Annotated in this window: 21 protein-coding genes and 1 pseudogene; 9 read left to right on the top strand and 13 right to left on the bottom strand. The window is 70.4% G+C overall.

What is annotated here, in order from left to right; genetic code table 11:
- A pseudogene (locus BFF76_RS10035) lies at nucleotides 1-390 on the top strand (TetR/AcrR family transcriptional regulator); the annotation flags it as partial.
- On the opposite strand, the gene BFF76_RS10030 reads toward BFF76_RS10035, so the two are convergent.
- A complete protein-coding gene (locus BFF76_RS10030; protein ID WP_065848035.1) occupies nucleotides 365-1609 on the bottom strand; it encodes a damage-control phosphatase ARMT1 family protein in 1245 nt (414 codons plus the stop codon). The pseudogene BFF76_RS10035 and the gene BFF76_RS10030 overlap by 26 nt on opposite strands.
- A 177-nt stretch (nucleotides 1610-1786) precedes the next feature.
- Here BFF76_RS10030 and htpG point away from each other — a divergent pair, with 177 nt between their 5' ends.
- Complete coding sequence (htpG, locus tag BFF76_RS10025) at nucleotides 1787-3700, top strand: molecular chaperone HtpG (protein WP_053929474.1); 1914 nt, start codon at nucleotides 1787-1789, stop codon at nucleotides 3698-3700.
- 356 nt (nucleotides 3701-4056) lie between these two features.
- Nucleotides 4057-4851: an SGNH/GDSL hydrolase family protein gene (locus BFF76_RS10020; protein ID WP_031090810.1), complete on the top strand. Its 795-nt coding sequence runs from the start codon at nucleotides 4057-4059 to the stop codon at nucleotides 4849-4851.
- Nucleotides 4852-4956: 105 nt separating this feature from the next.
- On the opposite strand, the gene BFF76_RS10015 is transcribed toward BFF76_RS10020, so the two are convergent.
- Together BFF76_RS10015 and BFF76_RS10010 are read right to left on the bottom strand one after the other, a co-directional pair.
- Nucleotides 4957-5376 (bottom strand): nuclear transport factor 2 family protein, encoded by a 420-nt coding sequence (locus BFF76_RS10015; RefSeq protein ID WP_234316660.1) that lies wholly within the window; start codon nucleotides 5374-5376, stop codon nucleotides 4957-4959.
- Between the two features lie 51 nt (nucleotides 5377-5427).
- Nucleotides 5428-6264, bottom strand: coding sequence for a class I SAM-dependent methyltransferase (locus BFF76_RS10010; protein WP_031090806.1), 837 nt, complete (start codon nucleotides 6262-6264; stop codon nucleotides 5428-5430).
- An 89-nt stretch (nucleotides 6265-6353) separates the two neighbouring features.
- On the opposite strand from BFF76_RS10010, the gene BFF76_RS10005 reads away from it, so the two are divergent.
- Nucleotides 6354-8231: a S9 family peptidase gene (locus BFF76_RS10005; protein WP_051834490.1), complete on the top strand. Its 1878-nt coding sequence runs from the start codon at nucleotides 6354-6356 to the stop codon at nucleotides 8229-8231.
- A 62-nt stretch (nucleotides 8232-8293) separates the two neighbouring features.
- Nucleotides 8294-9073 (top strand): SURF1 family protein, encoded by a 780-nt coding sequence (locus BFF76_RS10000; RefSeq protein ID WP_053929475.1) that lies wholly within the window; start codon nucleotides 8294-8296, stop codon nucleotides 9071-9073.
- A 299-nt stretch (nucleotides 9074-9372) separates the two neighbouring features.
- Here the strand turns inward: BFF76_RS10000 and BFF76_RS09995 are convergent, their stop codons facing one another.
- The 7 genes from BFF76_RS09995 to BFF76_RS09965 form a co-directional block, all read right to left on the bottom strand.
- Entirely contained in the window at nucleotides 9373-10812 is a 1440-nt protein-coding gene (locus BFF76_RS09995; protein ID WP_053929476.1) for a hypothetical protein, read from the bottom strand.
- Nucleotides 10809-11384 (bottom strand): SigE family RNA polymerase sigma factor, encoded by a 576-nt coding sequence (locus tag BFF76_RS09990; protein ID WP_031090798.1) that lies wholly within the window; start codon nucleotides 11382-11384, stop codon nucleotides 10809-10811. Before BFF76_RS09990 ends, BFF76_RS09995 begins: the two co-directional genes overlap by 4 nt.
- Before the next feature lie 359 nt (nucleotides 11385-11743).
- Nucleotides 11744-12808 carry an aspartate-semialdehyde dehydrogenase gene (locus tag BFF76_RS09985; protein WP_031090796.1) on the bottom strand — a complete coding sequence of 355 codons (1065 nt, stop codon included), beginning with the start codon at nucleotides 12806-12808 and terminating at the stop codon, nucleotides 11744-11746.
- Nucleotides 12805-14076, bottom strand: coding sequence for an aspartate kinase (locus BFF76_RS09980; RefSeq protein ID WP_031090795.1), 1272 nt, complete (start codon nucleotides 14074-14076; stop codon nucleotides 12805-12807). The genes BFF76_RS09985 and BFF76_RS09980 overlap by 4 nt, the downstream gene beginning before the upstream one ends.
- 200 nt (nucleotides 14077-14276) lie before the next feature.
- Entirely contained in the window at nucleotides 14277-14936 is a 660-nt protein-coding gene (locus BFF76_RS09975; RefSeq protein ID WP_031090793.1) for a DUF5063 domain-containing protein, read from the bottom strand.
- Between the two features lie 83 nt (nucleotides 14937-15019).
- Nucleotides 15020-15619, bottom strand: coding sequence for a recombination mediator RecR (gene recR / locus BFF76_RS09970; RefSeq protein WP_031090791.1), 600 nt, complete (start codon nucleotides 15617-15619; stop codon nucleotides 15020-15022).
- Between the two features lie 61 nt (nucleotides 15620-15680).
- Entirely contained in the window at nucleotides 15681-16016 is a 336-nt protein-coding gene (locus BFF76_RS09965; RefSeq protein WP_078850498.1) for a YbaB/EbfC family nucleoid-associated protein, read from the bottom strand.
- 357 nt (nucleotides 16017-16373) lie between these two features.
- Here BFF76_RS09965 and BFF76_RS09960 point away from each other — a divergent pair, with 357 nt between their 5' ends.
- Nucleotides 16374-17159 carry an SLATT domain-containing protein gene (locus tag BFF76_RS09960; RefSeq protein ID WP_078850497.1) on the top strand — a complete coding sequence of 262 codons (786 nt, stop codon included), beginning with the start codon at nucleotides 16374-16376 and terminating at the stop codon, nucleotides 17157-17159.
- Nucleotides 17160-17240: 81 nt separating this feature from the next.
- On the opposite strand, the gene BFF76_RS09955 is transcribed toward BFF76_RS09960, so the two are convergent.
- The 3 genes from BFF76_RS09955 to BFF76_RS09945 form a co-directional block, all read right to left on the bottom strand.
- On the bottom strand, nucleotides 17241-17891 hold the full coding sequence (locus tag BFF76_RS09955) for a hypothetical protein (RefSeq protein WP_031090785.1): 651 nt from the start codon (nucleotides 17889-17891) through the stop codon (nucleotides 17241-17243).
- Between the two features lie 102 nt (nucleotides 17892-17993).
- On the bottom strand, nucleotides 17994-18707 hold the full coding sequence (locus BFF76_RS09950) for a GntR family transcriptional regulator (RefSeq protein WP_031090783.1): 714 nt from the start codon (nucleotides 18705-18707) through the stop codon (nucleotides 17994-17996).
- 91 nt (nucleotides 18708-18798) lie between these two features.
- Nucleotides 18799-20172 carry an aspartate aminotransferase family protein gene (locus tag BFF76_RS09945; RefSeq protein ID WP_031090781.1) on the bottom strand — a complete coding sequence of 458 codons (1374 nt, stop codon included), beginning with the start codon at nucleotides 20170-20172 and terminating at the stop codon, nucleotides 18799-18801.
- 179 nt (nucleotides 20173-20351) lie between these two features.
- Between BFF76_RS09945 and BFF76_RS09940 the strand changes: the two genes are divergently transcribed.
- The 3 genes from BFF76_RS09940 to BFF76_RS09930 all read left to right on the top strand — a co-directional run.
- The gene (locus BFF76_RS09940; protein WP_065848034.1) at nucleotides 20352-20981 is read left to right on the top strand and encodes a DJ-1/PfpI family protein; all 630 of its coding nucleotides are present in this window, start codon (nucleotides 20352-20354) and stop codon (nucleotides 20979-20981) included.
- Nucleotides 20978-21463, top strand: coding sequence for a MarR family winged helix-turn-helix transcriptional regulator (locus tag BFF76_RS09935; RefSeq protein ID WP_031090780.1), 486 nt, complete (start codon nucleotides 20978-20980; stop codon nucleotides 21461-21463). Before BFF76_RS09940 ends, BFF76_RS09935 begins: the two co-directional genes overlap by 4 nt.
- A gap of 77 nt (nucleotides 21464-21540) precedes the next feature.
- A partial coding sequence (locus BFF76_RS09930; RefSeq protein WP_141695583.1) for a serine/threonine-protein kinase occupies nucleotides 21541-22358 on the top strand: 818 nt, incomplete at its 3' end.

Below are 22358 nucleotides of genomic sequence, written 5' to 3'. Positions count from 1 at the left end.
CTCCTGGACCACCGGGAGTCCCTGCTGCAGGCCGCCTTCCTGTCAGGACCGCCCCCCATGGGCCCCGGCGCCCCCGCCGCGGAGCGCCTGCACGCTTTCGGGCCGGCGGTGATGCGCCACGAGCTGGACCACCACGAGTTGATCCTGGCCTCCCGAACCGATCCGCTGCGCGCCTACGCCGCGCCCGCGTACCGGCTGCGGCTCAGCCACGTCGCCATGCTGCTGCGCGAGGCGCATGCGGAGGGCGAGCGGGAGCTCGTCGCGCACAGCCTGCTGGGTTCGGTCGACGCCACCCTCGTCCACCACCTGACATGCGAGCGCGGCATGCGCATCGAACGGCTGGAGCAGGGCTGGCACGATCTCGTCACCCGGCACGGGGTGGCACGCTGACGGCTGTTCCGTCGTGCCGTGCACGCACCTGGATCAGTGCGTGCGTACCGCTGGTGCGCCACGCACGGCCGGAACGCTCCAGACCTTCGAGCGTCCCCGGGTCCAGGCCCACGACGACGTCGGACTTCAGCGTGCGAAGCGCGGCGACGGCTCCCGGGAAGTACGCGGTGACGTCGGCGAACGACGTGGTCGCCGGCCACAGCCGGTCGCCGACCAGACGCCGGTAGTTGAGGTCACCCTTCAGGACGGTCAGCGTGGCGGTGCCGAGCTCCTCCCGCAGATCCCCGGGCATCCGCTCGTACGGGAACGGTGCGCAGAAGAAGGCATGCGTACGGACTTCGAGCCGGCCGGACCCCATGGCCTCCCGGACGCGCCTGCCGATCGCGCCCGCCTCGCCGGGAGCTCCGCACAGTCGGCGCAGGCAGTCGACGACGTCGGCCGTCATCGCGTCGGAGACGTAGTAGGGACGGGGTTTCACATAGAGCAGCACCCGGCCGGCTCGGCCGTGGTCGAGCAGGTGGTCGACGAGGACGAGGTCGGGAATCAGCTCGCGGCCGGTGTTGTCTGCGATGACGGCTACGGTGGCCCCGGCCCCGGGCGGCAGGAGCGCCCACAGCGCCGCGCTGTCGTCGGCGACCAGACCGGGGACGGCCTCGTCCGGAGCGGATTCGCCGGTCGGGCCGCGGAAGCCGAGATCGGCGCGGTTGCCCCAGAGCGACCCCTGGAGGAGAGCTGTCGCCCGCTCGGCCGCGGAGAGACCCGCGAGGTCGTCCAGGGAGCGGAGTTCCTGCTCGACCAGGTCGCCGCTCAGTTCGGCGCGCTTGAAGGGGGCGAAGGGATCGACGCCCTGCCACGGGCCCTCGTCCAGATAACCGACAGCCCCCAGGAGCCTGCGGTAGAAGTAGCTCTCGGCCCAGAGGAACGGCGCGTCGAACCACGGTTGTCCGAAGTACTCCGGTCCCCGCGCCAGCCAGAGCTCACGGTCGGGGCTACCGGGGCCGAGCGGTTCGACGACCCCGTGGACGATCTCGTGCAGCAGCTCGTCCAGAGCACGGTGCTGCCGGGGGCCGTACGGGAAGGCCCCGCGCACCTGCTCGATCAGTGCCGGATGGCGCTCGGCCATGACGCCCCGGGCGAAGCTGCCCGGCTCCCGGCACGTGATCACCGGAGGGAGGCCGAGGCCCCCCGCGGTCCCGGAAGTCGCTCGCGTATCGCCCATGCGCCCCAGTCTGCCCGGTGGGACGGGCCCGCATCCCGCGGCGGGTGCGTGTGTCCACCGCCCGTGCACACGCGGGCGGTCAACGGCCGTGACCGAACCGGCACATGGGCGGGCCGGGGCCTGGTTACGATGTACAGCGGCTCAGATGACTTAACCCAGGAAAGGGAACCCGTACCCATGCCGGCCGAGACGTTCGAGTTTCAGGTAGAAGCGCGCCAGCTCCTGCAGATGATGATCCATTCGATTTACTCGAACAAGGATGTCTTCCTGCGTGAGCTCATCTCCAATTCTTCGGACGCGCTGGACAAGCTGCGACTGGAAACGCTCCGCGACGACACACTCCAGGCAGACTCGTCCGACCTCCATATCGCCATCGAGACCGACCGGGAGAAGCGCACGCTGACCGTGCGCGACAACGGCATCGGAATGTCGCACGACGAGGTCGTGCAGCTGATCGGGACGATCGCCAATTCCGGTACGGCGAAGTTCCTCCAGGAACTGAAGGAAGCCAAGGACGCCACCGCTTCCGAGGAACTCATCGGACAGTTCGGTGTCGGGTTCTATTCGAGCTTCATGGTCGCCGACGAGGTCACCCTGCTGACCCGGCGCGCGGGCGAGGACACCGGCACGCGCTGGCAGTCCAGCGGTGAGGGCACCTACACCGTCGAGTCCGTCGACGACGCACCGCAGGGCACCTCGGTCACGCTGCGGCTCAAGCCCGAGGACACCGAGGACAAGCTCTTCGACTACACATCGCCCTGGAAGATCAGGGAAATCGTCAAGCGCTACTCGGACTTCATCACCTGGCCCATCCGCATGGCAGCGGCGGAGAGCGAGGAGGGCGCCGAGCCCGAGGCCGAGACGGTCAACTCGATGAAGGCGCTGTGGGCCCGGTCGAAGGACTCCGTGACCGATGAGGAGTACAGCGAGCTGTACAAGCACATCAGTCACGACTGGACCGACCCGCTCGAAACCATCCGCATGCAGGCGGAGGGCACTTTCGAATACCAGGCCCTGCTCTTCCTGCCGTCCCACGCGCCGCAGGACCTTTTCATGCAGGACCACAAGCGCGGGGTCCAGCTCTATGTGAAGCGCGTATTCATCATGGACGACTGCGAAGCGCTCATGCCGACGTATCTCCGCTTCGTGAAGGGCGTGGTCGACGCACAGGACCTGTCGCTCAATGTGTCGCGTGAGATCCTCCAGCAGGACCGCCAGATCGAGATGATGCGGCGCCGTCTGGTCAAGAAGGTGCTCTCGACGGTGAAGGACCTGAGGTCCGGCTCCCCCGAGAAGTACGCGACGTTCTGGAAGGAATTCGGCCGGGTCCTCAAGGAAGGGCTGTTCCAGGACTTCGAGAACCGCGACGCGATCCTGGAGATCTCCTCCTTCGCCTCGACCCAGGACGAGGAAGGGCTGACCACCCTGAGCTCGTACGTGGAGCGGATGAAGGAGGGCCAGGAGCAGATCTACTACATGACCGGCGAGTCGCGTGCGGCCATGGAGAGCTCGCCCCACATGGAGGCCTTCCGCGCCAAGGGCTTCGAGGTCCTCCTGCTGACCGACCCCGTCGACGAGGTCTGGGTCCAGTCCGTCCCCGAGTTCGACGGCAAGCCCCTCCAGTCGATCGCCAAGGGCGAGGTCGACCTCGACACCGACGAGGAGAAGAAGGAGGTCGAGGCCGAGCGTGAGAAGCAGCAGCAGGAGTACGCCGGTCTGCTGACCTGGATGACGGAGCAGCTCGGTGACACCGTGAAGGAGGTTCGCCTCTCCTCACGGCTCACCGTCTCGCCGGCCTGCATCGTCTCGGACACGCACGATGCCACCCCGGCGCTGGAGAACATGTACCGCGCCATGGGCCAGGAGGTGCCGCAGATCAAGCGGATCCTCGAGCTCAACCCCTCGCACGCACTGATCAGCGGGCTGAACAAGGCGCACGCCGCGCAGAGCGGTGAGGAGGGGACCGGCGCCGAACTGGCCGAGACGGCCGAGCTCGTCCACGGGCTGGCGCTCCTCTCGGACGGTGGCGAGCTGAGCGATCCCTCACGCTTCAGCAGGCTGATGGCGGACCGCCTGGAGCGCACGCTCTAGTCCCCTGCCACACCTTCACTGCGGCCGCCAGGTTTCCTGGCGGCCGCAGTCGTGTGCGGTGCCGGGGGCGTGAAGACAGCTCGCGCGGGATGGAAACTGCCGCCCCCGAACAGGCCGCGCTCGTACGGAAGCGACCGTGAGGGGTCACCGAGAGTGTCGGGGACACCCGTAACTTCACCGTTTCGAGGTGCAGTTGAAGGTTTATCTACGCGCGGAGCATCGTCCGCCGAACGATCCTTCGGGCATATCAGACGACTTTCTCCGCGGCCATTACCGCCGAGTACCGGGAGCTGCTAGAAACGTGCTCGCCCCACGAACTCCCCACTCGTCCCCCACATTTCGAAGGGCTGGCAGCCATGTCAGTACGCACCTTCCGGGCATCTCTCTCCGCCCTCGCGATCGCCGCCGTGGCCATACTCGGCATCGCCCAACCAGCGTCCGCGGCCGGCGGCAACTACGTAGCCCTCGGTGACTCCTACTCCTCCGGAGTGGGCGCCGGGAGCTACACCTCGGAGAGCGGCGACTGCAAGCGCAGCACCAACGCGTATCCCTATCTCTGGAAGAACGCGAACGCTCCGTCGTCCTTCGCGTTCGTCGCCTGCTCGGGTGCGACGACGTCCTCCGTGTCCAGCGGCCAGCTGGGCGCGCTGAGCTCGTCGACCACGCTCGTCAGCCTCACGGCCGGCGGCAACGACGTCGGGTTCGCGGACGTCATGCAGACGTGCGTCCTGCAGAGCGAGGCCACCTGCGTGAGCCGCGTGAACACGGCGGTCTCCCAGACGCAGAACTCGCTGCCCGGGCGTCTCGACTCCCTCTACACGGGCATCCGTTCACGAGCTCCGCAGGCCCATGTGGTGGTGCTGGGATACCCGCGCTTCTACAAGCTGTCGGGCAGCTGCATCGCCGGCCTCACGGAGACCGAGCGCGGGGCCATCAACAACGCCTCGGACGTACTGAACGGGGTGCTCGCCAAGCGGGCGGCCAACGCGGGATTCACGTTCTCCAGCGTGGTCGACGAGTTCACCGGGCACGAGCTCTGCTCGGGTGACGCGTGGATCCACAGCGTGTCCATCCCGGTCATCAACTCCTACCACCCCAAGGCCGTGGGGCAGTCCGGCGGCTATCTGCCGGCCTTCCGCTCTGTGGCGTAACGCGCGTAGAGCAGCCCGTCCGTCGCTCGTGGCGCCACCGCCTGCCGTCTGTCGCGGGTGGTGGTGCCGCAGGGCGCGGGCCGGTCTCTCCGGAGCTCTCCGGCTTCAGTACCGCTCGACCAGGTGCTCCCGGCCTGCAGGGGGCTCGCAGGGCTCCGGCCAGAAGTCCGTCACTCCGGCGATCCTGCCGTCCTCGTCCAACGTGAAGAAGTGGATGGCGTGCATCTCCTCCAGCCCGACTGTCACGAGCGTCCGGACGGCGGCCTGCCGGCCCTCCCCGTCGGCCACGATGCGCTCCGTCCGGACGTGCCAGTCGCCCGGGTACTCGCGGTTGAACCTGACGTAGCGATCCTTGCCGTGGATGCGCTCACGGCTCTGCGGCAGGTCGTACACCACGTCATCGGCGAGGGTGGCGGAGAAGGCGTCCCAGTCGCGGGCGTCCGCCGCGGCCCAGTAGGCCTCCACCGCCCCCCGCACCTCGGCCGTCCTCCACACCCTGCCCGCCTTACCGGCCATTTCAGTCATGGCATCGAGTGTGGCCCCCGCCACTGACAATCGGCCGGACGCGGACCCCGGTCAGCCGCTGACCGGCCGCGATGCCCTGACCGAGTACATCATCGGGATGCGCGGGCGGTCGGCCGGGAAGCGGTAGTAGCCGTCCGGATGCCGAACCAGCGCCGGGTAGCGGGCGAACAGTGTGGCTTCGTGCTCGTGCAGGAACTCGATCCGCAGCCCGGCTGCCGCGAGTGCCGAGACGACCTCGCCCACGGGGTGCTGCCACTCGACGCTGCGGTTATGCACGGTCGCGGCGCCGAAGTCGGCGTAGGTGCCCGGCGAGTCGTCCACCCAGGGGTCGCGACTGAAGTAGTCGTAGGTGATGCGCGAGCCGGTTTCGTCGTCCAGACAGTCGGTCACCGGATGGAACTCCGCGAGGTAGAGGAAGCCGCCCGGCGCGACCAGCGATGCCGCGACCTCCGCCCAACGGCCGACGTCCGGGAGCCAGTTCAGCGCGCCGAGGCCGGTGTAGACGATGTCGTAGGCGGAGTCCGGGACCGCCTGGGCCGCGTCGTACACATCGGAGGCGACGAACGCGGCACGCTCCGGCGACAGTCCCAGTGAGCGGGCCAGGCCACGAGCCGTTTCGACGGCAGGCTCGGAGAAGTCGAGGCCCACGACCTGGGCGGCGCCGTTCCGCACCCACGAGAGGGTGTCGAGGCCGATGTGGCACTGCAGATGCAGCAGTGTCCGGCCCGTCACGTCACCGACCTCCGCGAGCTCGAAGCCGCGCAGGGCGTCCTTGCCTGCCAGGAAGGCTTCCAGGTCGTAGTAGTCACTGGCCGCGTGGATCGCCACGCGCTCGTCCCAGCGTGCGCGGTTGGCCTCGTGCCAGTCGTCGGGGGTCGGTGAGTACATGCCGCGAAGTTACCCACAGGCTGGGGGTGCGTGCGAACAGTTATCCACAGGCCGCCCGGCGCAGTGGCCACATCGGGTTGGATGGGGTCATGAGCGACACACAGAACGACGCGTCCGTACCGGAGCGGGAGCTGGAGCCGCCGCAGTGGGAGCAGCGGTTTCGCGCTGCGCGGGTCTCCCTGCCCGACTGGGCCGAGGACGCTCCCGACCGCGCGCTCTTCGTCTCCAACGCCACCGGCACCTACGAGCTGTACGCGTGGGACCGGGCGACCGGCAGGCAGCGCCAGGTCACCGACCGGCCCAACGGGACGACCGACGGGGTGCTGACGCCCGACGGCCAGGTGGTCTGGTGGTTCGCCGACACCGACGGCGACGAGTTCGGCGTGTGGATGCGGCAGCCCTTCGACGGCGGTCCGGACGAGCCGGCCGCACCCGGTCTGGAAGCCTCCTATCCGGCCGGACTCGCGATCGGCCGGGACGGCACGGCGGTGATCGGCCGCTCGACCGACGAGGACGGCACGACCGTCCACCTGGTGCGTGCCGGGGCGGAGCCGTCCGAGATCTACCGCCACCGGGAGTCGGCCGGGGTCGGTGACCTCTCCCACGACGGGACACTGATCGCACTGGAACACACGGAGCACGGCGACGCGATGCACTCGGCACTGCGGGTGGTGCGCCCCGACGGTTCGACGGTCGCCGAGCTGGACGACACCGAGGGAGGCACCAAGGAGCTGGGCCTGTCGGTGCTGGGCTTCGCCCCGGTGGCCGGTGACACCCGGCTGCTGATCGGACATCAGCGGCGCGGGCGGTGGGAGCCGATGATCTGGGACCCGGTGGCGGGGACGCAGACGGACCTGCCGGTCGATCTGCCCGGTGACGTGGGTGCCGAATGGTATCCGGACGGATCAGCGCTGCTGATCGAGCACAGCTTCGAGGCCCGCAGCGAGCTGTGGCGTTACGAGCCGGGCGCCGAAGGAGCGGTGCGGGTCGAGACGCCCTCCGGGACGGTGTCGGGTGCCACGGCCCGCCCGGACGGCACGGTGGAGTATCTGTGGTCGTCCGCCGCGCAGCCACCCGCCGTGCGCTCCACGTCGGGCTCCGTCGTCCTCGATCCGCCGGGCGCGAAGGCTCCGGCCTCGGTCCCGGTGCGGGACGCCTGGGTGGACGGCCCCGGAGGCCGTATCCACGCTCTGGTGCAGACTCCGGCCACCGGCGACGGCCCGTTCCCCACGGTCTTCGAGATACACGGCGGCCCCACCTGGCACGACAGCGACGCCTTCGCGTCGGGTCCCGCCGCATGGGTGGACCACGGCTTCGCCGTCGTGCGGGTCAACTACCGCGGCTCGACGGGCTATGGACGCGCCTGGACCGACGCGCTGAAACACCGGGTCGGGCTGATCGAGCTGGAGGACGTGGCGGCCGTCCGGGAGTGGGCGGTGAAGTCGGGGCTCGCCGATCCGGACCGGCTGGTGCTGTCCGGCGGTTCGTGGGGCGGCTATCTGACCCTGCTCGGGCTCGGTACGCAGCCGGACGCCTGGGCGCTCGGGCTGGCGGCGGTCCCGGTCGCGGACTACGTGACCGCTTATCACGACGAGATGGAAGCACTGAAGGCGATGGACCGCACACTGCTGGGCGGGACCCCGGAGGAGGTGCCCGATCGCTTCGAGGCCTCTTCCCCGCTGACCTATGTGGACGCCGTGCGCGCTCCGGTCTACATCTCCGCCGGCGTCAACGATCCGCGCTGCCCGATCCGTCAGGTGGAGAACTACGTGGACCGCCTCGCGGCCCGTGGCGCGGTCCACGAGGTGTACCGCTACGACGCGGGGCACGGCTCACTGGTCGTGGAGGAGCGGATCAAGCAGGTGCGGCTGGAGCTGGACTTCGCACTGCGCCACCTCGGAAGCGCACAGGCCCGGGAGGACGGGGGAAGCCGGGAAAGCCGGGGGCAGAAGAGGCCGACGGCATAAGGTCCGGATAAATGGTGCACCCCGCTCCGGGGGCCCGGAGCGGGGAACCGTACCGTGGAGGGGTGTACCGGTTCCTGCTGACCCCGCGGTGGTGGGGGATCAACCTCTTCGTCGTGCTGGCCATCCCCTTCTGCGTGTTCATGGGTACGTGGCAGCTCGGCCGTTTCGAGGACCGCGTGCAGTCGCACGAGGAGGCCGAGGAGCGCCCCGATCCGGGTACCCGCTCCCCGAAGCCGCTCGACGACCTGCTCCCCGTGAGCACGGAGACGTCCGGCCGCCCTGCCGTGGCGACCGGGACGTACGCCGACCGGTTCCTGGTCCCCGGCCGCAGGCTGGACGACCGTAGCGGCTTCTACGTGCTGGACCTGCTGCGCACCGACAGCGGCAAGGCACTGCCCGTCGTGCGGGGCTGGCTGGCGGGCGCTCCGGGCAGGACCGAGGTACCACCGGCACCCGCCGGCGAGGTCACCGTGACCGGCGATCTGCAGGCTTCCGAGAACAGCGGCACCAGCGGCGTCGACCTCAGCGGCGGGCTTCCCGAGGGCCAGCTCGGCATGATCAGTGCGGCGTCCCTCGTGAACCTCGTCCCCTACGACGTCTACGACGCCTGGGTGACGCTGCCCGAGCCGGACGCGGGCGGTGCGGGCGGCGGCATGAAGCCCGTGCCCGCGGCGGCGGCGCAGGGCAGCGGACTCGATCTGAAGGCATTCCAGAACCTCGGCTACACCGGCGAGTGGTTCGTCTTCGGCGGCTTCGTGCTCTTCATGTGGTTCCGGCTGGTGCGCCGCGAGGCGGAGGCCGCACGCGATGTGCAGCTGGGTCTCGCAGCCGACGCCGACTGACGGAGCCCCGCGGCGGGACGGCCCCGCCAGGGAGGGCCGGCTACGGGCAGGCCACGGGCGCGCGCGTACGGTCCGGCCCCGGAGAGACGGGGACTCGCGTGCGGTCCGGCCCCGTTCCGGACCCGTCCCCGGATGCGAGCAGCCGTCCCGTCGGCGGGGCGGAACGGGGACACCGACCCGGCACAACGGTCCGGCCGTACCCGCACCACCGTCCGCCCGTATATCCGACCGCCCCTAGATATCCGGCCGGCTGCACATCCATCTGTCTGTACATCCGGATCGGATCAGTCCGAAACCGGCTAGGACGCGTCCAGCACGCCCGTGCGGTAGATAGTGCCGGCACACGCGTTGGCGATCGTGGTCTCCGCGGTCGGCGCACCCGCCTCCGGGGTGTGCGTGACGGCGATGCTGCCGTCCGCGGGGCCGCCGTCCGCCCTGCCGAACTGCGCTGCGGTATCCGTCGTCCCCGCAGCGGCACCCGCCCCCTCGCCGGCGCCTTCGCCTCCGCCGCCGCCTCCGTCCGTGGGCGTCGGGCTGGGCGAACCGCCGGTTGCCGGGCAGGTGTCCGACGGCACCCACGCGAAGCGCACCTCGTAGGTCATCGCCGGCTTCAGGAACACGGTCCCGGGCTCCAACGACGGATCGGGCAGTCCGGCTGCGGGGTCGCCCGCGGTGTGCTGCACCACAGTGATCTTCAACGGGTCGGCGGCGCCCGCCGCCTGGAAGCCGACCGTGCCGTTACTGGTCACCGAGCAGGCCTCGCCTGACACGTTGGCGATCCGGAAGGTCCCGTACACCGTGCCGTCCGCACCGGCCGCCCCCGCGTCGGCCGAGGCGACCCCCAGCTGGCCGGGGTCACAGACCCTGGTGGCTGCCAGGTCGGAGCCCGGGGGATCGTCGAGACCCTCGGCCCCGCTCCTGTCGGCGCCCGGGTCCGATCCCCGCGTCGGAGCCGTGGATTTGCCGGTATCACCCTCGGCACCCTCTGTCCGGCGGTCCGAGGGCCCCGCCGCGTTCCCGCCGTCGGCTTCGGCACCCGCCTCCTCCCCGCTGCCACCCTGGGCCTGCTCCCCGTGGCCCGCGATGGCGGGGTTGGCGGTGGCCGAGCCGTCCGAACCCGCGACATGGACGAAAGCGGGGACGGCCGTCCCGAGCAGCAGTGCCGCGGCCGCGGCACCCACCACGCCCTGCCGCCGCCTGGCGCGCCGGGCGGGCACCGCGCGGTGCAGATGGTCGAGGGTGCCGTCGGAGGGTGCGAGGCCCTCGACAGCGCCCCGCAGCATGCGGCGCAGCGCGACCTCGTCCATGCCCCCGCCCCCGGTCCCGCCGGATGCCCCGGGGTCACCGGGACCCCCGTGGTCACTCCCGGAAGCACCTTCGCCACCGCCGCGGAAGAGCTCGGTCAGCGTGCCGCCGGACCCGGCCGCAGGACCACCCTGGTCAAGAGCACCGGAGTCAAGACCGCCCCGGCCAGGAGCGCTCGAATCAGCATCGTCCGAATCCGCACCCGGGGACACGGGTCCTGAAGCGGCGGATACGGGGGCGGTGGGGCCTGAAGCCGTGAGTCCGGAGGCGGAGGGTCCTGAGGCGGCTTCCGCGCCCTCGGCCGCCTCCCGGTTCTGGTCCTGCTGCCGTTCACCGCCCTGCCCCGGATCGGTGTTCGGGGTGTTCTCCGGCCCGTGGTTCACAGTTCCATTTCCAGTCCGGTCATCGTCGTGCCTGTTCTCGGGCCCGCTCATGCCTGCGCCTCCATCACGACGCGCAGTGCCGCGATGCCCCGGGAGCCGTAAGCCTTCACCGAACCGAGCGATATCCCCAGCGTCTCAGCGACCTGAGCCTCCGTCATGTCCGAGAAGTAGCGCAGCACCAGCACCTCGCGCTGGCGGCGCTGCAGCCCTTTCATCGCCTTGATCAGCGCGTCCCGCTCCAACTGGTCGTACGCGCCCTCCTCCGCACTCGCCATGTCCGGCATCGGCTTGGAGAGGAGCTTCAGCCCCAGGATGCGCCGGCGCAGTGCGGAGCGGGAGAGGTTGACCACCGTCTGGCGGAGGTACGCGAGCGTCTTCTCCGGATCGCGCACCCGGTTACGCGCCGAGTGCACCCGGATGAACGCCTCCTGCACCACGTCCTCGCAGGACGCGGTGTCGTCCAGCAGGAGCGCGGCGAGACCCAGCAGCGAGCGGTAGTGGGCTCGATAGGTCTCGGTGAGATGGTCGACCGTCGTTCCTGCCGCCACCGTCTCCTCAGCGCCCTCGCGCTGCGAAGGCAGCCGGGTGGGCCGAGCAGCGGGCATGGGCGCAATCACCGGCATACCGCCGGCTGCGCGGGGCCGCCGGAGCGGGCGCACCGAAGCGCCCCGCAACGGGCCCACCACTGTGATGTCGAGAACCTCTGCCACGCCAGTTGGACACGCTTCCCCCCGTCAGGGTTGTACGCGAACGGCACCGCGTTCGATGCTGTGCGACATGCCCTCATTCGTACCTGCTCTTCCCCAAATGCCCCGAAAACACATCCAGCCACGCAAGAAGTGACGACATAGACGCGCCGCATCCGCCCAGCGGTTGCGGAGGACCAGGAGATCATCGTCGGATATGACAACGCCCCAGCTCAAGATGTCCTGAGCGGCAAGTTACTCACAGGGCGCACACAGATCCTACAAAACAGGTTCGATCAGGTACGAGAGAATTCCCCGGCCACCGACTCGGCGATCTGAGCCACATTGAGGGCCGCGCCTTTTCGGAGATTATCGGCGCAGATGAACATGTCGACGGCATGGGGGTCATCCATCGACTGGCGTACCCGGCCCACCCAGGCCGGGTCGGTGCCCACGACGTCGGACGGTGTGGGGAAGTCACCGGCGCCCGGGGAATCGAAGAGCACCACTCCGGGGGCCGTCGCCAGGACCTCGTGCGCCCGCGCCACGGAGACCTCGTTCTCGAAGCGGGCGTGCACGGACATGGAGTGCGCCGCGACGACGGGAACGTAGACACAGGTCGCGGTCACCTTCAGGCCCGGCAGACCCAGGACCTTCCGGCATTCCCCGCGGATCGCCAGTTCCTCGGACGACCAGCCGTCCCCGGCGTCGGTCCCGGCCCAGGGCACCACGTTCAGTGCCACCGGAGCGGCGAACGGGCTCCGGTCCCCGTCGCCCATCGCCCTCCTGACGTCCCCGGGGCGGGTGCCCAGCTCCGTACCCGCCACCAGGGCGAGCTGCTCGCGGAGCACGGCGACACCGTCCCGGCCCTCGCCGCTCACCGCCTGGTAGGACGAGACGATCAGCTCCCGCAGCCCGAATTCGGCGTGCAGCGCACCGACCGCGACGATCAGCGACAGTGTCGTGCAGCTCGGGGACGCGACGATGCCGCGCGGTCTCACCCGCGCGGCATGGGGGTTGATCTCGGGAACGACCAGGGGAACGTCGTCGTCCATCCGGAAGGCCGCCGAGTCGTCCACGACCACGGCGCCCCGGCCGGCGGCGACCGGTCCCCACTGCGCGGACACCTCGTCCGGCACCAGGAACAGGGCGACGTCCACCCCGTCGAACACGTCCTCGGAGAGCGGGAGGACCTCAGTCTCCTCACCGCGTACGACCAGCTTCGTGCCGGCCGCCCGCGGAGAGGCGACCAGTCTGACCTCGCCCCAGATGTCCGCGTGCTCCGAAAGGATCTGGAGCATGACGCCGCCGATCACCCCGGTCGCACCCACGACCGCGAGCGAAGGGCGGCGTCCCGTCATCGGCCGGTGCCCCCGTAGACGACAGCCTCGTCGGAGTCGCTGTCGAGGCCGAACGCCGTGTGCACGGCGCGCACGGCCTCGTTGACGTCGTCCATACGGGTGACCACAGAGATGCGGATCTCGGACGTCGAGATCAGCTCGATGTTCACGCCGACGTCGGACAGCGCCTCGAAGAAGCCCGCGGTGACCCCGGGGTTGGTCTTCATGCCCGCGCCGACGAGGGAGATCTTCGCGATCTGGTCGTCGTAGCGCAGCGACTCGAACCCTATGCCGGCGCGGCAGCGCTCCAGGGCGTCGATGGCCTTGCGGCCCTCGGCCTTGGGCAGGGTGAACGTGATGTCCGTGAGACCGGTCGAGGCGGCGGAGACGTTCTGCACCACCATGTCCATGTTGATCTCGGCGTCGGCGATGGCGCGGAAGATCGCTGCGGCCTCGCCCGGCTTGTCGGGAACGCCGACGACCGTGACCTTGGCCTCGGAGACGTCGTGGGCGACTCCGGAGATGATGGCGTGCTCCACCTGCTGGTCCCCTTGCGGCTCGTTGCTGACCCAGGTGCCGCGCAGCCCCGAGAAGGACGAGCGGACGTGGATCGGGATGTTGTAACGGCGTGCGTACTCGACGCAGCGGTGCAGCAGCACCTTGGAGCCGGACGCCGCCAGCTCCAGCATGTCCTCGAAGGAGATCCAGTCGATCTTCCGGGCCTTCTTCACGACCCGGGGGTCGGCGGTGAAGACACCGTCCACATCGGTGTAGATCTCACAGACCTCCGCGTCCAGCGCGGCGGCCAGCGCGACGGCGGTCGTGTCGGAGCCACCGCGACCGAGGGTCGTGATGTTCTTGCCCTCCTGGCTCACGCCCTGGAACCCGGCGACGATGGCGATGTTGCCCTCGTCGATCGAGGTCCGGATGCGGCCGGGCGTGACATCGATGATGCGCGCTTTGTTGTGGACCGAGTCGGTGATGACACCGGCCTGGCTGCCCGTGAACGACTGGGCCTCGTGACCCAGGTTTTTGATCGCCATCGCCAGCAGGGCCATGGAGATCCGCTCTCCGGCGGTCAGCAGCATGTCGAACTCACGCCCGGCAGGCATCGGGGATACCTGCTCGGCGAGATCGATCAACTCGTCCGTCGTGTCGCCCATCGCGGACACCACGACAACCACCTGGTTGCCGTTCTTCTTGGCGTCGACGACTCGCTTGGCAACACGCTTGATGCCTTCGGCATCGGCTACGGAGGAGCCTCCGTACTTCTGCACGACAAGGCCCACGTGCGCTCCTCGCTCAATAATGGTGCGGTCGGCTCAGTTTAACGAGCAGTCCGGAATCGACCCGTCGGTACCGAATGGTGAGATGTCCCGCCCACCACCTGGTACGGAGGCCGTCCGAACTGCTCGTACCGGGGCTGCTGCCCGCATCCCCCCACGGCACGCCTCTTTGTGTCCCAGGACACAGTGGGCCCCGGCGGGAGCTACAGGACCGGCCGCAGGCCCAGCGGCCCCGCGATCTCCTCGGCCATCACACGCCCCGCCTCCTCGGCCAGGTCCCCGTCACCCGGGTCCTGATCCGTGTCCAGGCCGTCGAGCTCCTGGAGCGGCTGGTTCAGCCGGATGTGGGCGATCAGCGACTGGAGCGCGCGCAGGGCCGCCGACGCGGTGGAGCCCCAGTTGGAGAAGTACGAGAACTGCCACCACCACATGGCCTCAGCCGTGCGGTCCGCCTCGTAGTGCGCGAGGCCGTGGCCGAGGTCCGTGACCAGGTCGGCCAGGTCGTCGGAGATGCGGTGGGGCACGGGGGGCTTGCGGGGCTCGTACGGGTCGAAGACCTCGGAGTAGACGTCGATGGGCTCCAGGAGCTCGGCGAAGCGCTCGCGCAGCCCGTCGGCGTCCGGTTCGGCGCCCAGGTCGGGCTCGTAGCGCTCGTCCGGGAGGATGTCCTCGTACGCGCCGAGCCTGCCGCCGGCCAGCAGGAGCTGGGAGACCTGGAGCAGCAGGACCGGGACGGCCTCCTCGGGCTCCTCGGCCTTGGACACCTCGGAGACCGCGACGATGAACGTCTTGATCTGATCCGCGATCTGGACGGCGAAATCGTCCGGATCCTGCGTGACGGAGTTCAGCGTGGCGTCAGACATCGTGGTGACCTCCCGTGGGCACGGTCGCGAGCGGTGGGTAGAACATATCGCCGCCACACATAAAGCCGCAGTCAGACGCCCGGTCACACATCGAGCAGGCGCCTCCCTTCGAACGCACGTCCGAGGGTGACCTCGTCCGCGTACTCGAGGTCACCGCCCACGGGCAGTCCGCTGGCCAGCCGTGTGACCCGCAGGCCCATCGGCTTGACCATCCGGGCGAGGTAGGTCGCTGTGGCCTCGCCCTCCAGATTGGGGTCCGTCGCCAGGATCAGCTCCGTGATGGAGCCGTCCGCCAGCCGGGCCAGCAGCTCCCGGATGCGCAGGTCATCGGGGCCGACACCCTCGATCGGGCTGATAGCGCCGCCGAGGACGTGGTAGCGCCCCCGGAACTCACGGGTCCGCTCGATCGCGACGACGTCCTTGGGCTCCTCGACCACACAGATGACCGTGCGGTCGCGGCGGGCGTCACGGCAGATGCCGCACTGCTCCTGCTGGGCGACGTTGCCGCAGATCTCGCAGAAGCGGACCTTGTCCTTGACCTCCAGGAGGGCATGGGCGAGACGGCGTACGTCGGTGGGCTCGGCCTGCAGGATGTGGAAGGCGATCCGCTGCGCGCTCTTGGGACCGACGCCCGGCAGCCTGCCCAGCTCGTCGATCAGCTCCTGAACCACGCCTTCGTACAACGGAACGCCTCTCCTTCTTGCCGCTCGCACCGTATCCGGTACGCCCGGGTAGCTACAGGGGTCAGAACGGGAGACCCGGCATGCCGCCCAGGCCCTGCGCCAGGGGGCCCAGCTTCTCCTGCTGGAGCGTCTGCGCGTTCTCGTTCGCCGCCTGGACCGCCGCGACCACGAGGTCCGCGAGAGTCTCGGTGTCCTCCGGGTCCACCGCGCCCGGATCGATCACCAGGCCGCGGAGCTCGCCGGAACCGGTCACGGTGGCCTTCACGAGACCACCGCCCGCCTGTCCCTCGACCTCGGTCCTGGCCAGCTCCTCCTGGGCCACGGCAAGATCCTGTTGCATCTTCTGGGCCTGCTGGAGCAGCTGCTGCATGTTGGGCTGGCCACCACCGGGAATCACGGTCACTCCTGGCATTTCGACGACGGATTGTTTCGGTATGCCGAGCCTACGTGTTCGCCGGACGCCGCGCCCCACCCGCTGGGGGCAACTCTTTCGGGTGAGTTCTGAAAAGTGGCTGCCGGGCTCCTATACCTGACCAGAGGCCATACCCACCCGGGAATACCGCGATTTCGACCCCGCGGCCCACCATTCGGCGGTAGGAAGAGCATGCGTAGCCGTACCCGTACGCAGAGCGAGGGTAACGCAGAGTTATCCGGATGGGGCCCCGGTCATATGCCGGGACCCGCCCCTCCAGACCGAGAACCGCGCCGATCCGCGTCGACACGAGCCGAACGCAGAGTGCAGAGGAGTGCCCCGGTGAGTCAGCCGGAGATGCAGCCCGAAGGGCCGCCCCGCAAGGAGTCCGGTGCGGGATCCGGTGCAGGCACCGGAACCGAACAGTCCGGTTCGCGCCGCGGTTCGCGCCCCCGGGACCTGGCCGGCCGCGCCTTCCCCCTCGGTGACTGGGGCGAACCCGCCGAACGTCTCGACGAGCTCTACCGCTGGGTCGAGGCGGGCGCCATCGAGACCGCCGACTGGTATCTGCGCGACCGGGTACGGAAGCGGCGCACGGCGAGACTGCTCCGGCTCGGCACGGCGGCGGGGGTGGTCTCGGGCGCGGCCCTGCCCCTGCTCGATCTGACCGGGCAGCTGCACGGGTCGGCGGGCTGGGGCTATCTGTCGCTGCTCCTGGGCGCCGCGTGCATGGGGTGCGACCGGTACTTCGGACTGACCTCCGGCTGGATAAGGAACCTCGCGACGGCACAGGCCGTGCAGCGGCGCCTGCAGGTGCTGCAGTTCGACTGGTCCTCCGAGTGCGTCCGCGAGGTGCTCGGGCCGACGGAGGGCACCGCCAGCGAGGCCGCGGAGCGGTGCCTGGGGGTGCTGCGCCGGTTCTCGGAGGACATCACCGAGCTCGTCCGTATGGAGACGGCGGACTGGATGGTGGAGTTCCGGGCCGGGCCCGCGCCCATGGGGATGCAGTCGCTGGTGTCGGGCGGGCCCGGCGGGCGCCCCGAATCGGGGGCCGCACCCCGGCTCACCATGCCCGCGGTGGCCCGGCCCAACATGCCACGCCAGCGGCCGCCGGAGCCGCCCCGCTGAAACCGCGGGAGCGGGTCGGCGCCGGCGGCGGTGCGAAGGGGCGGCCGGCACCGGGTGCGGCGGGACGGCCGGTGCGGCGGATCAGCTGAAGATGATCATCGAGCCCTGCGCGAGGCTGCGGGTCGCCGCCGCGTGCAGGCCCAGCCAGACGTGCCGCTCCCGGGCGAAGGGACTCTCGTCGTACGGGGCGGGCGCGGCCGGCTCCTCCAGCGAGGTCGGACCGGCCGGAGGAAGGGGGGCGGCCGGCGGGTTGGCCGGGTCGATGCCGATGGACGGGGCGACGAACTCCAGCTCCCGCAGCAGTCCGTGGGCGGAACCCAGCGGGCCGCCGCCCTCCAGGAGCTGGTCGTCGGAGAGCGGATGAGGGAAGTCCACCGGGAGGTACGCTCCGGCGTGGTCGTAGTGCCAGACCAGGTGCGACTCCTGCGCGCTCTGCTCGAACATCTCCAGCAACTGCTCGTAGTCCCCGCCCAGTTCACCGACGGGCGTGACGGCCAGACCGCTCAACTGGAGCAGATAGGCGCGGCGCAGGAAGTGCAGGGCGTCGTAGTCGAAGCCCGCGACCGGGGCGACCTCCCCGGTGAGTCCCGGCATGTAGGCGTAGACGGGCACGGGCGGCAGCCCCGCCTCGGTCAACGCCTTGTCGTAGACGGCGATCTCTTCGGCGAACGGGTTGTCGGGGCTGTGGCACAGCACATCGACGAGGGGGACCAGCCACAGGTCACAGGCCACGAAGTCTCGCTCTCCAACGGGTTCGTGCGATGGTCGGGACAGCGTAATGCGGCCGGGGGCTCCTCGCACAGGGCGCGGGGCACCCCTCTGACCGGTGCGCGCTCAGCCGTGGCCCGGGTGCGGGGGGTCGTCGGCGGCCAGCCGGTCGGCCCAGCTCAGCCCGTGCGCGTAGTAGGCGTCCAGCACCGCGCGTACGGCGGGTCCGTCGGCGGCCGCGATCGCCTCCACCAGCTCCTGGTGGCCGCTCCACAGCCAGTCGCACACGTCGGCGTCCCCGCGGAGGTAGGGGACGGCGAAGACCCACGCCTGCATCCGGAGCCGCTGCAGGAAGTCGGTGATGTAGGTGTTGCCGATGACCGCGCCGAGCTCCCGCCAGAACCGCAGGTCGTAGCCGATGAGGATGTCGAGGTCGCCGCTGCGCGCGGCACGGGCGGCCTCCTCCGCCCTGCGGCGTACGGAGACGAGCGCGGGCCGGTGGGCGGCGAGCACGGCGGGCGCGGAGCCGGTCCCGTCGAAGATCCCGCGGTACACCCCGTCTATGACCAGGGCGCGCGCCTGCACCATCGAACGGTAGTCGGCGACGGTGAACTCCCGTACCCGGAAGCCGCGGTGCTGGTCGGATTCGAGCAGCCCCTGCGCGGAGAGGTCGAAGAGCGCCTCGCGCACGGGTGTCGCGGACACCCCGTACTGCTCGGCGATCTGCTTGACGGTGAATGCCACCCGCGGCTGCATACGCCCCGCGAGGACCTCGTCACGCAGCGCGTCGGTGATCTGCTGCCGCAGCGTACTGCGGGTCACACCTCCGCTCGCACCCATGACGCCCCCTCCCGTTCTCGGCTTGGGTCACCATAAGCCAGGGCAGGTGCCCGGTTCCGGGAGCGGGGGAGGGCGTCGCGTGCGGTGCCGTCTACACGGTGTGCTCGTCGGCGACCGAGAGGGCCGCGTCCAGGGCCGCGAGACCCTCCTTAGCCTCGGCCTCGGTGATGTTGCAGGCGGGGACGACATGGGTGCGGTTCATGTTGATGAAGGGCCAGAGTCCGTTCTTCTTGCAGGCGGCGCCGAAGGCCGCCATCGGGGCGTTGGCCTCACCGGTCGCGTTGTACGGGACCAGCGGCTCGCGCGTCTCCCTGTCGCGGACCAGCTCCAGCGCCCAGAAGGCGCCGAGTCCCCGCACCTCGCCGACCGACGGGTGACGCCCGGCGAGTTCCCGCAGGCCGGGGCCGAGCACGTGCTCGCCGAGGTGAGCGGCGCTCTCGACGGTCTGCTCCTCCTCCATGACCTTGATGGTGGCGACGGCCGCGGCGCAGGCCAGCGGGTGCCCGGAGTAGGTGAGTCCGCCGGGGTAGGGGCGGTTCTCGAAGGTGGCGGCGATCTCGGCGCTGATGGCGACACCGCCGAGCGGCACGTAACCGGAGTTGACGCCCTTCGCGAACGTCATCAGGTCAGGTACGACGTCGTGGTGGTCGGCGGCGAACCACTTCCCGGTGCGCCCGAACCCGGCCATCACCTCGTCCAGCACGAAGACGATCCCGTAGCGGTCGCAGATCTCGCGTACGCCCGCGAGATAGCCGGGCGGGGGCGTCATGATGCCGGCAGTGCCGGGGATCGTCTCCAGGACCACCGCTGCGACGGTCGCGGGGCCCTCGAACACCAGCGTGTCCTCGAGGTGCTGGAGTGCGCGGGCGCACTCCTCCTCCTCGGTCCGCGCGTGGAACGGGGAGCGGTAGAGGAACGGCGCCCAGAAGCGGACGACACCCGCCGAGCCGGTGTCGGACGCCCAGCGGCGCGGGTCGCCGGTGAGGTTGATCGCGGTGGCGGTGCCTCCGTGGTACGAACGGTAGGCGGAGAGCACCTTGTGGCGTCCGGTGTGCAGCCGCGCCATGCGGACCGCGTTCTCGACGGCCTCGGCGCCGCCGTTGGTGAAGAAGATCTTGTCCAGGTCACCGGGGGTGCGCTCGGCGATCAGCCGGGCGGCCTCGGATCGCGCCTCGACGGCGAACGCGGGGGCGAACGTGGCGAGTTTCCCCGCCTGCTCCTGGATCGCGGCGACGACGACGGGATGCTGGTAGCCGATGTTGGTGAAGACGAGACCGCTGGTGAAGTCCAGATAGCGGTTGCCGTCGTAGTCCCAGAAGTACGCCCCCTCGGCGCCGGCGACGGCGAGCGGGTCGATCAGGCCCTGGGCGGACCAGGAGTGGAACACGTGCGCGCGGTCGGCGGCCTTCACGGCCGCGCCCGCTGCGGGGTCGGCATACGGGACACGGGGGGCATCGGGGCTCATGCGGAGAGCGTATGCGGCGGCGGGACCGTCCTCCATGGCCACTGTGTACGGCCTGGGCCGCACGGCTCGGCAAGGTGTCGGGTCCCCGCCGGGCCCGCCTCGGACAGTTGACAGCATCCTGCCTTAATGACAGCCTTCTGTCATAAGGAAGGTTCCGTGCTTCGCCACCGGAGGTCATCATGACCGGAACGACCGTCCACCTGGCCGTCTACGACACCTTCGCCGACTGGGAGCCGGGCTTCGCCACGGCCCAGCTCACCCGGCACGGCCATACGGTGCGGACCGTCGGCCTCACCGCCGAACCCGTCACCACCATGGGCGGAACGCGCGTCCTGCCCGACCTCGCGCTCGACGGACTGCGCCCCGAGGACAGCGAGCTGCTGATCCTCACCGGCGCCTCCCTCTGGGACACCGGCGACGACCTCGCCCCCTTCGCCCGCGCCGCGCGCACCTTCCTGGACGCCGGTGTTCCCGTGGCGGCCATCTGCGGGGCGACCGCCGGGCTGGCCCGCGAAGGGCTGCTCGGCGAGCGCCGCCACACGAGCGCCGTGTCGTTCTACCTCGCGGCCACGGGATACGCGGGCGGCGCGCACTACGAGGACGCCGACGCGGTGACGGACACCGGTACGGGCGCCGGTCCGGACGGGGTGCCGCGCGGCGCTCTCGTCACGGCGGGGCCGACCGAGCCGGTCGCCTTCGCGCGCGAGATCTTCGGGCTGCTCGGGGTGTTCGAGCCGACGAAGCTGGACGCCTGGTACCGGCTCTTCCACGACTCGGACGCGAGCGCCTACGAGGTGCTCGAAGGATGAGCGGGGAACACGCGGACAGTCCTGATCTGTTCAGCCGCACCGCGCTCGGCGTGTTCCGGCTCAACGGCCGGTTCCTGGCCGTCGCCGAGGATCTGGCCGGCCCCGCCGGGCTCACCGCGGCCAGGTGGCAGGTCCTGGGTGCGGTACTGACCGAACCGCTTCCCGTGTCGGGGATCGCCCGCGCGATGGGGATCACCCGGCAGAGCGTGCAGCGGATCGCCGATCTGCTGGTGGATCAGGGCCTGGCCGAATACGCCGCGAATCCGGCGCACCGGCGGGCCAAGCTGCTCCGGCCCACCGCGGAGGGCCGTGCCGCGGTGAGCCGGATCGGCCCCGCCCACGCGGAGTTCGCGGCGCGGCTGGCCGGGGAGCTGGGAGAGGAGGAGTTCGCGCGGACGGTGCAGGTGCTCGAGCGGCTCTCCGCCGCCATGGACACCCTGACGTCCCCGGCCGGAGCGCCGCCCGGATCCTCCGGCGGCTGAGGACGGCCCCGGCGGCACGCCCGCCGCTATTCTCGACCCACGGCCCCGCCAGGGCCGTACGGGGGAGGAAGCACACCATGGAGAAGCTGGGCTCCGGCGATCCGCAACGCGTCGGCGGGTACCGACTGTTGGGGCGTCTCGGCGCCGGCGGGATGGGCCAGGTGTTCCTGGCCCGCTCGGACCGGGGCCGCACCGTCGCCATCAAGCTGGTCCGCGCCGAGCTCGCCGCTCAGCAGCATTTCCGCGACCGATTCCGGGCGGAGGTGCAGGCCGCCCGGAAGGTCGGCGGTGCCTGGACCGCGCCGGTGCTCGACGCCGGAGTGGACGCTCCGGTGCCGTGGGTGGCCACCGGTTACGTCGCCGGCCCCTCGCTCGACCGCATCGTCTCGGGCCGTCCGGGCGCTCCGGTGGCCGACTCCGGGGCGTACGGTCCGCTCCCCGAGCGCTCCGTGCGCAGTCTGGGAGCCGGGCTCGCCGGGGCGCTCCAGGACATCCACCGGGCCGGGCTGATCCACCGTGACCTGAAACCGTCCAACGTCCTGATGACCATCGACGGACCCCGGGTCATCGACTTCGGCATCGCACGGGCCCTGGACACCGTCGCCGACGGCGGCCTCACCCGCACCGGCGCGATGATCGGCTCCCCCGGCTTCATGTCTCCCGAGCAGGTGCGGGGCGAGCGCGTGACGACCGCGTGCGACGTGTTCTGCCTCGGCGCGGTGCTGGCGTACGCGTCGACCGGCCGGCTGCCGTTCGGGGCTGCGGACAGCGGGATCCACGCCCTGATGTTCCGGATCGCGCAGGAGGACCCGGACCTCACCGGCGTGCCCCTCGACCTGATCGAGCTGATCCGGGACTGTCTGGCGAAGGACCCGGCCGCGCGGCCGGGTCCTTC

Origin of the sequence: Streptomyces mutomycini (assembly GCF_001700505.1) — a bacterium.
Lineage (GTDB): Bacteria > Actinomycetota > Actinomycetes > Streptomycetales > Streptomycetaceae > Streptomyces > Streptomyces mutomycini.
This window is presented reverse-complemented; position numbering and strand designations above follow the sequence as displayed.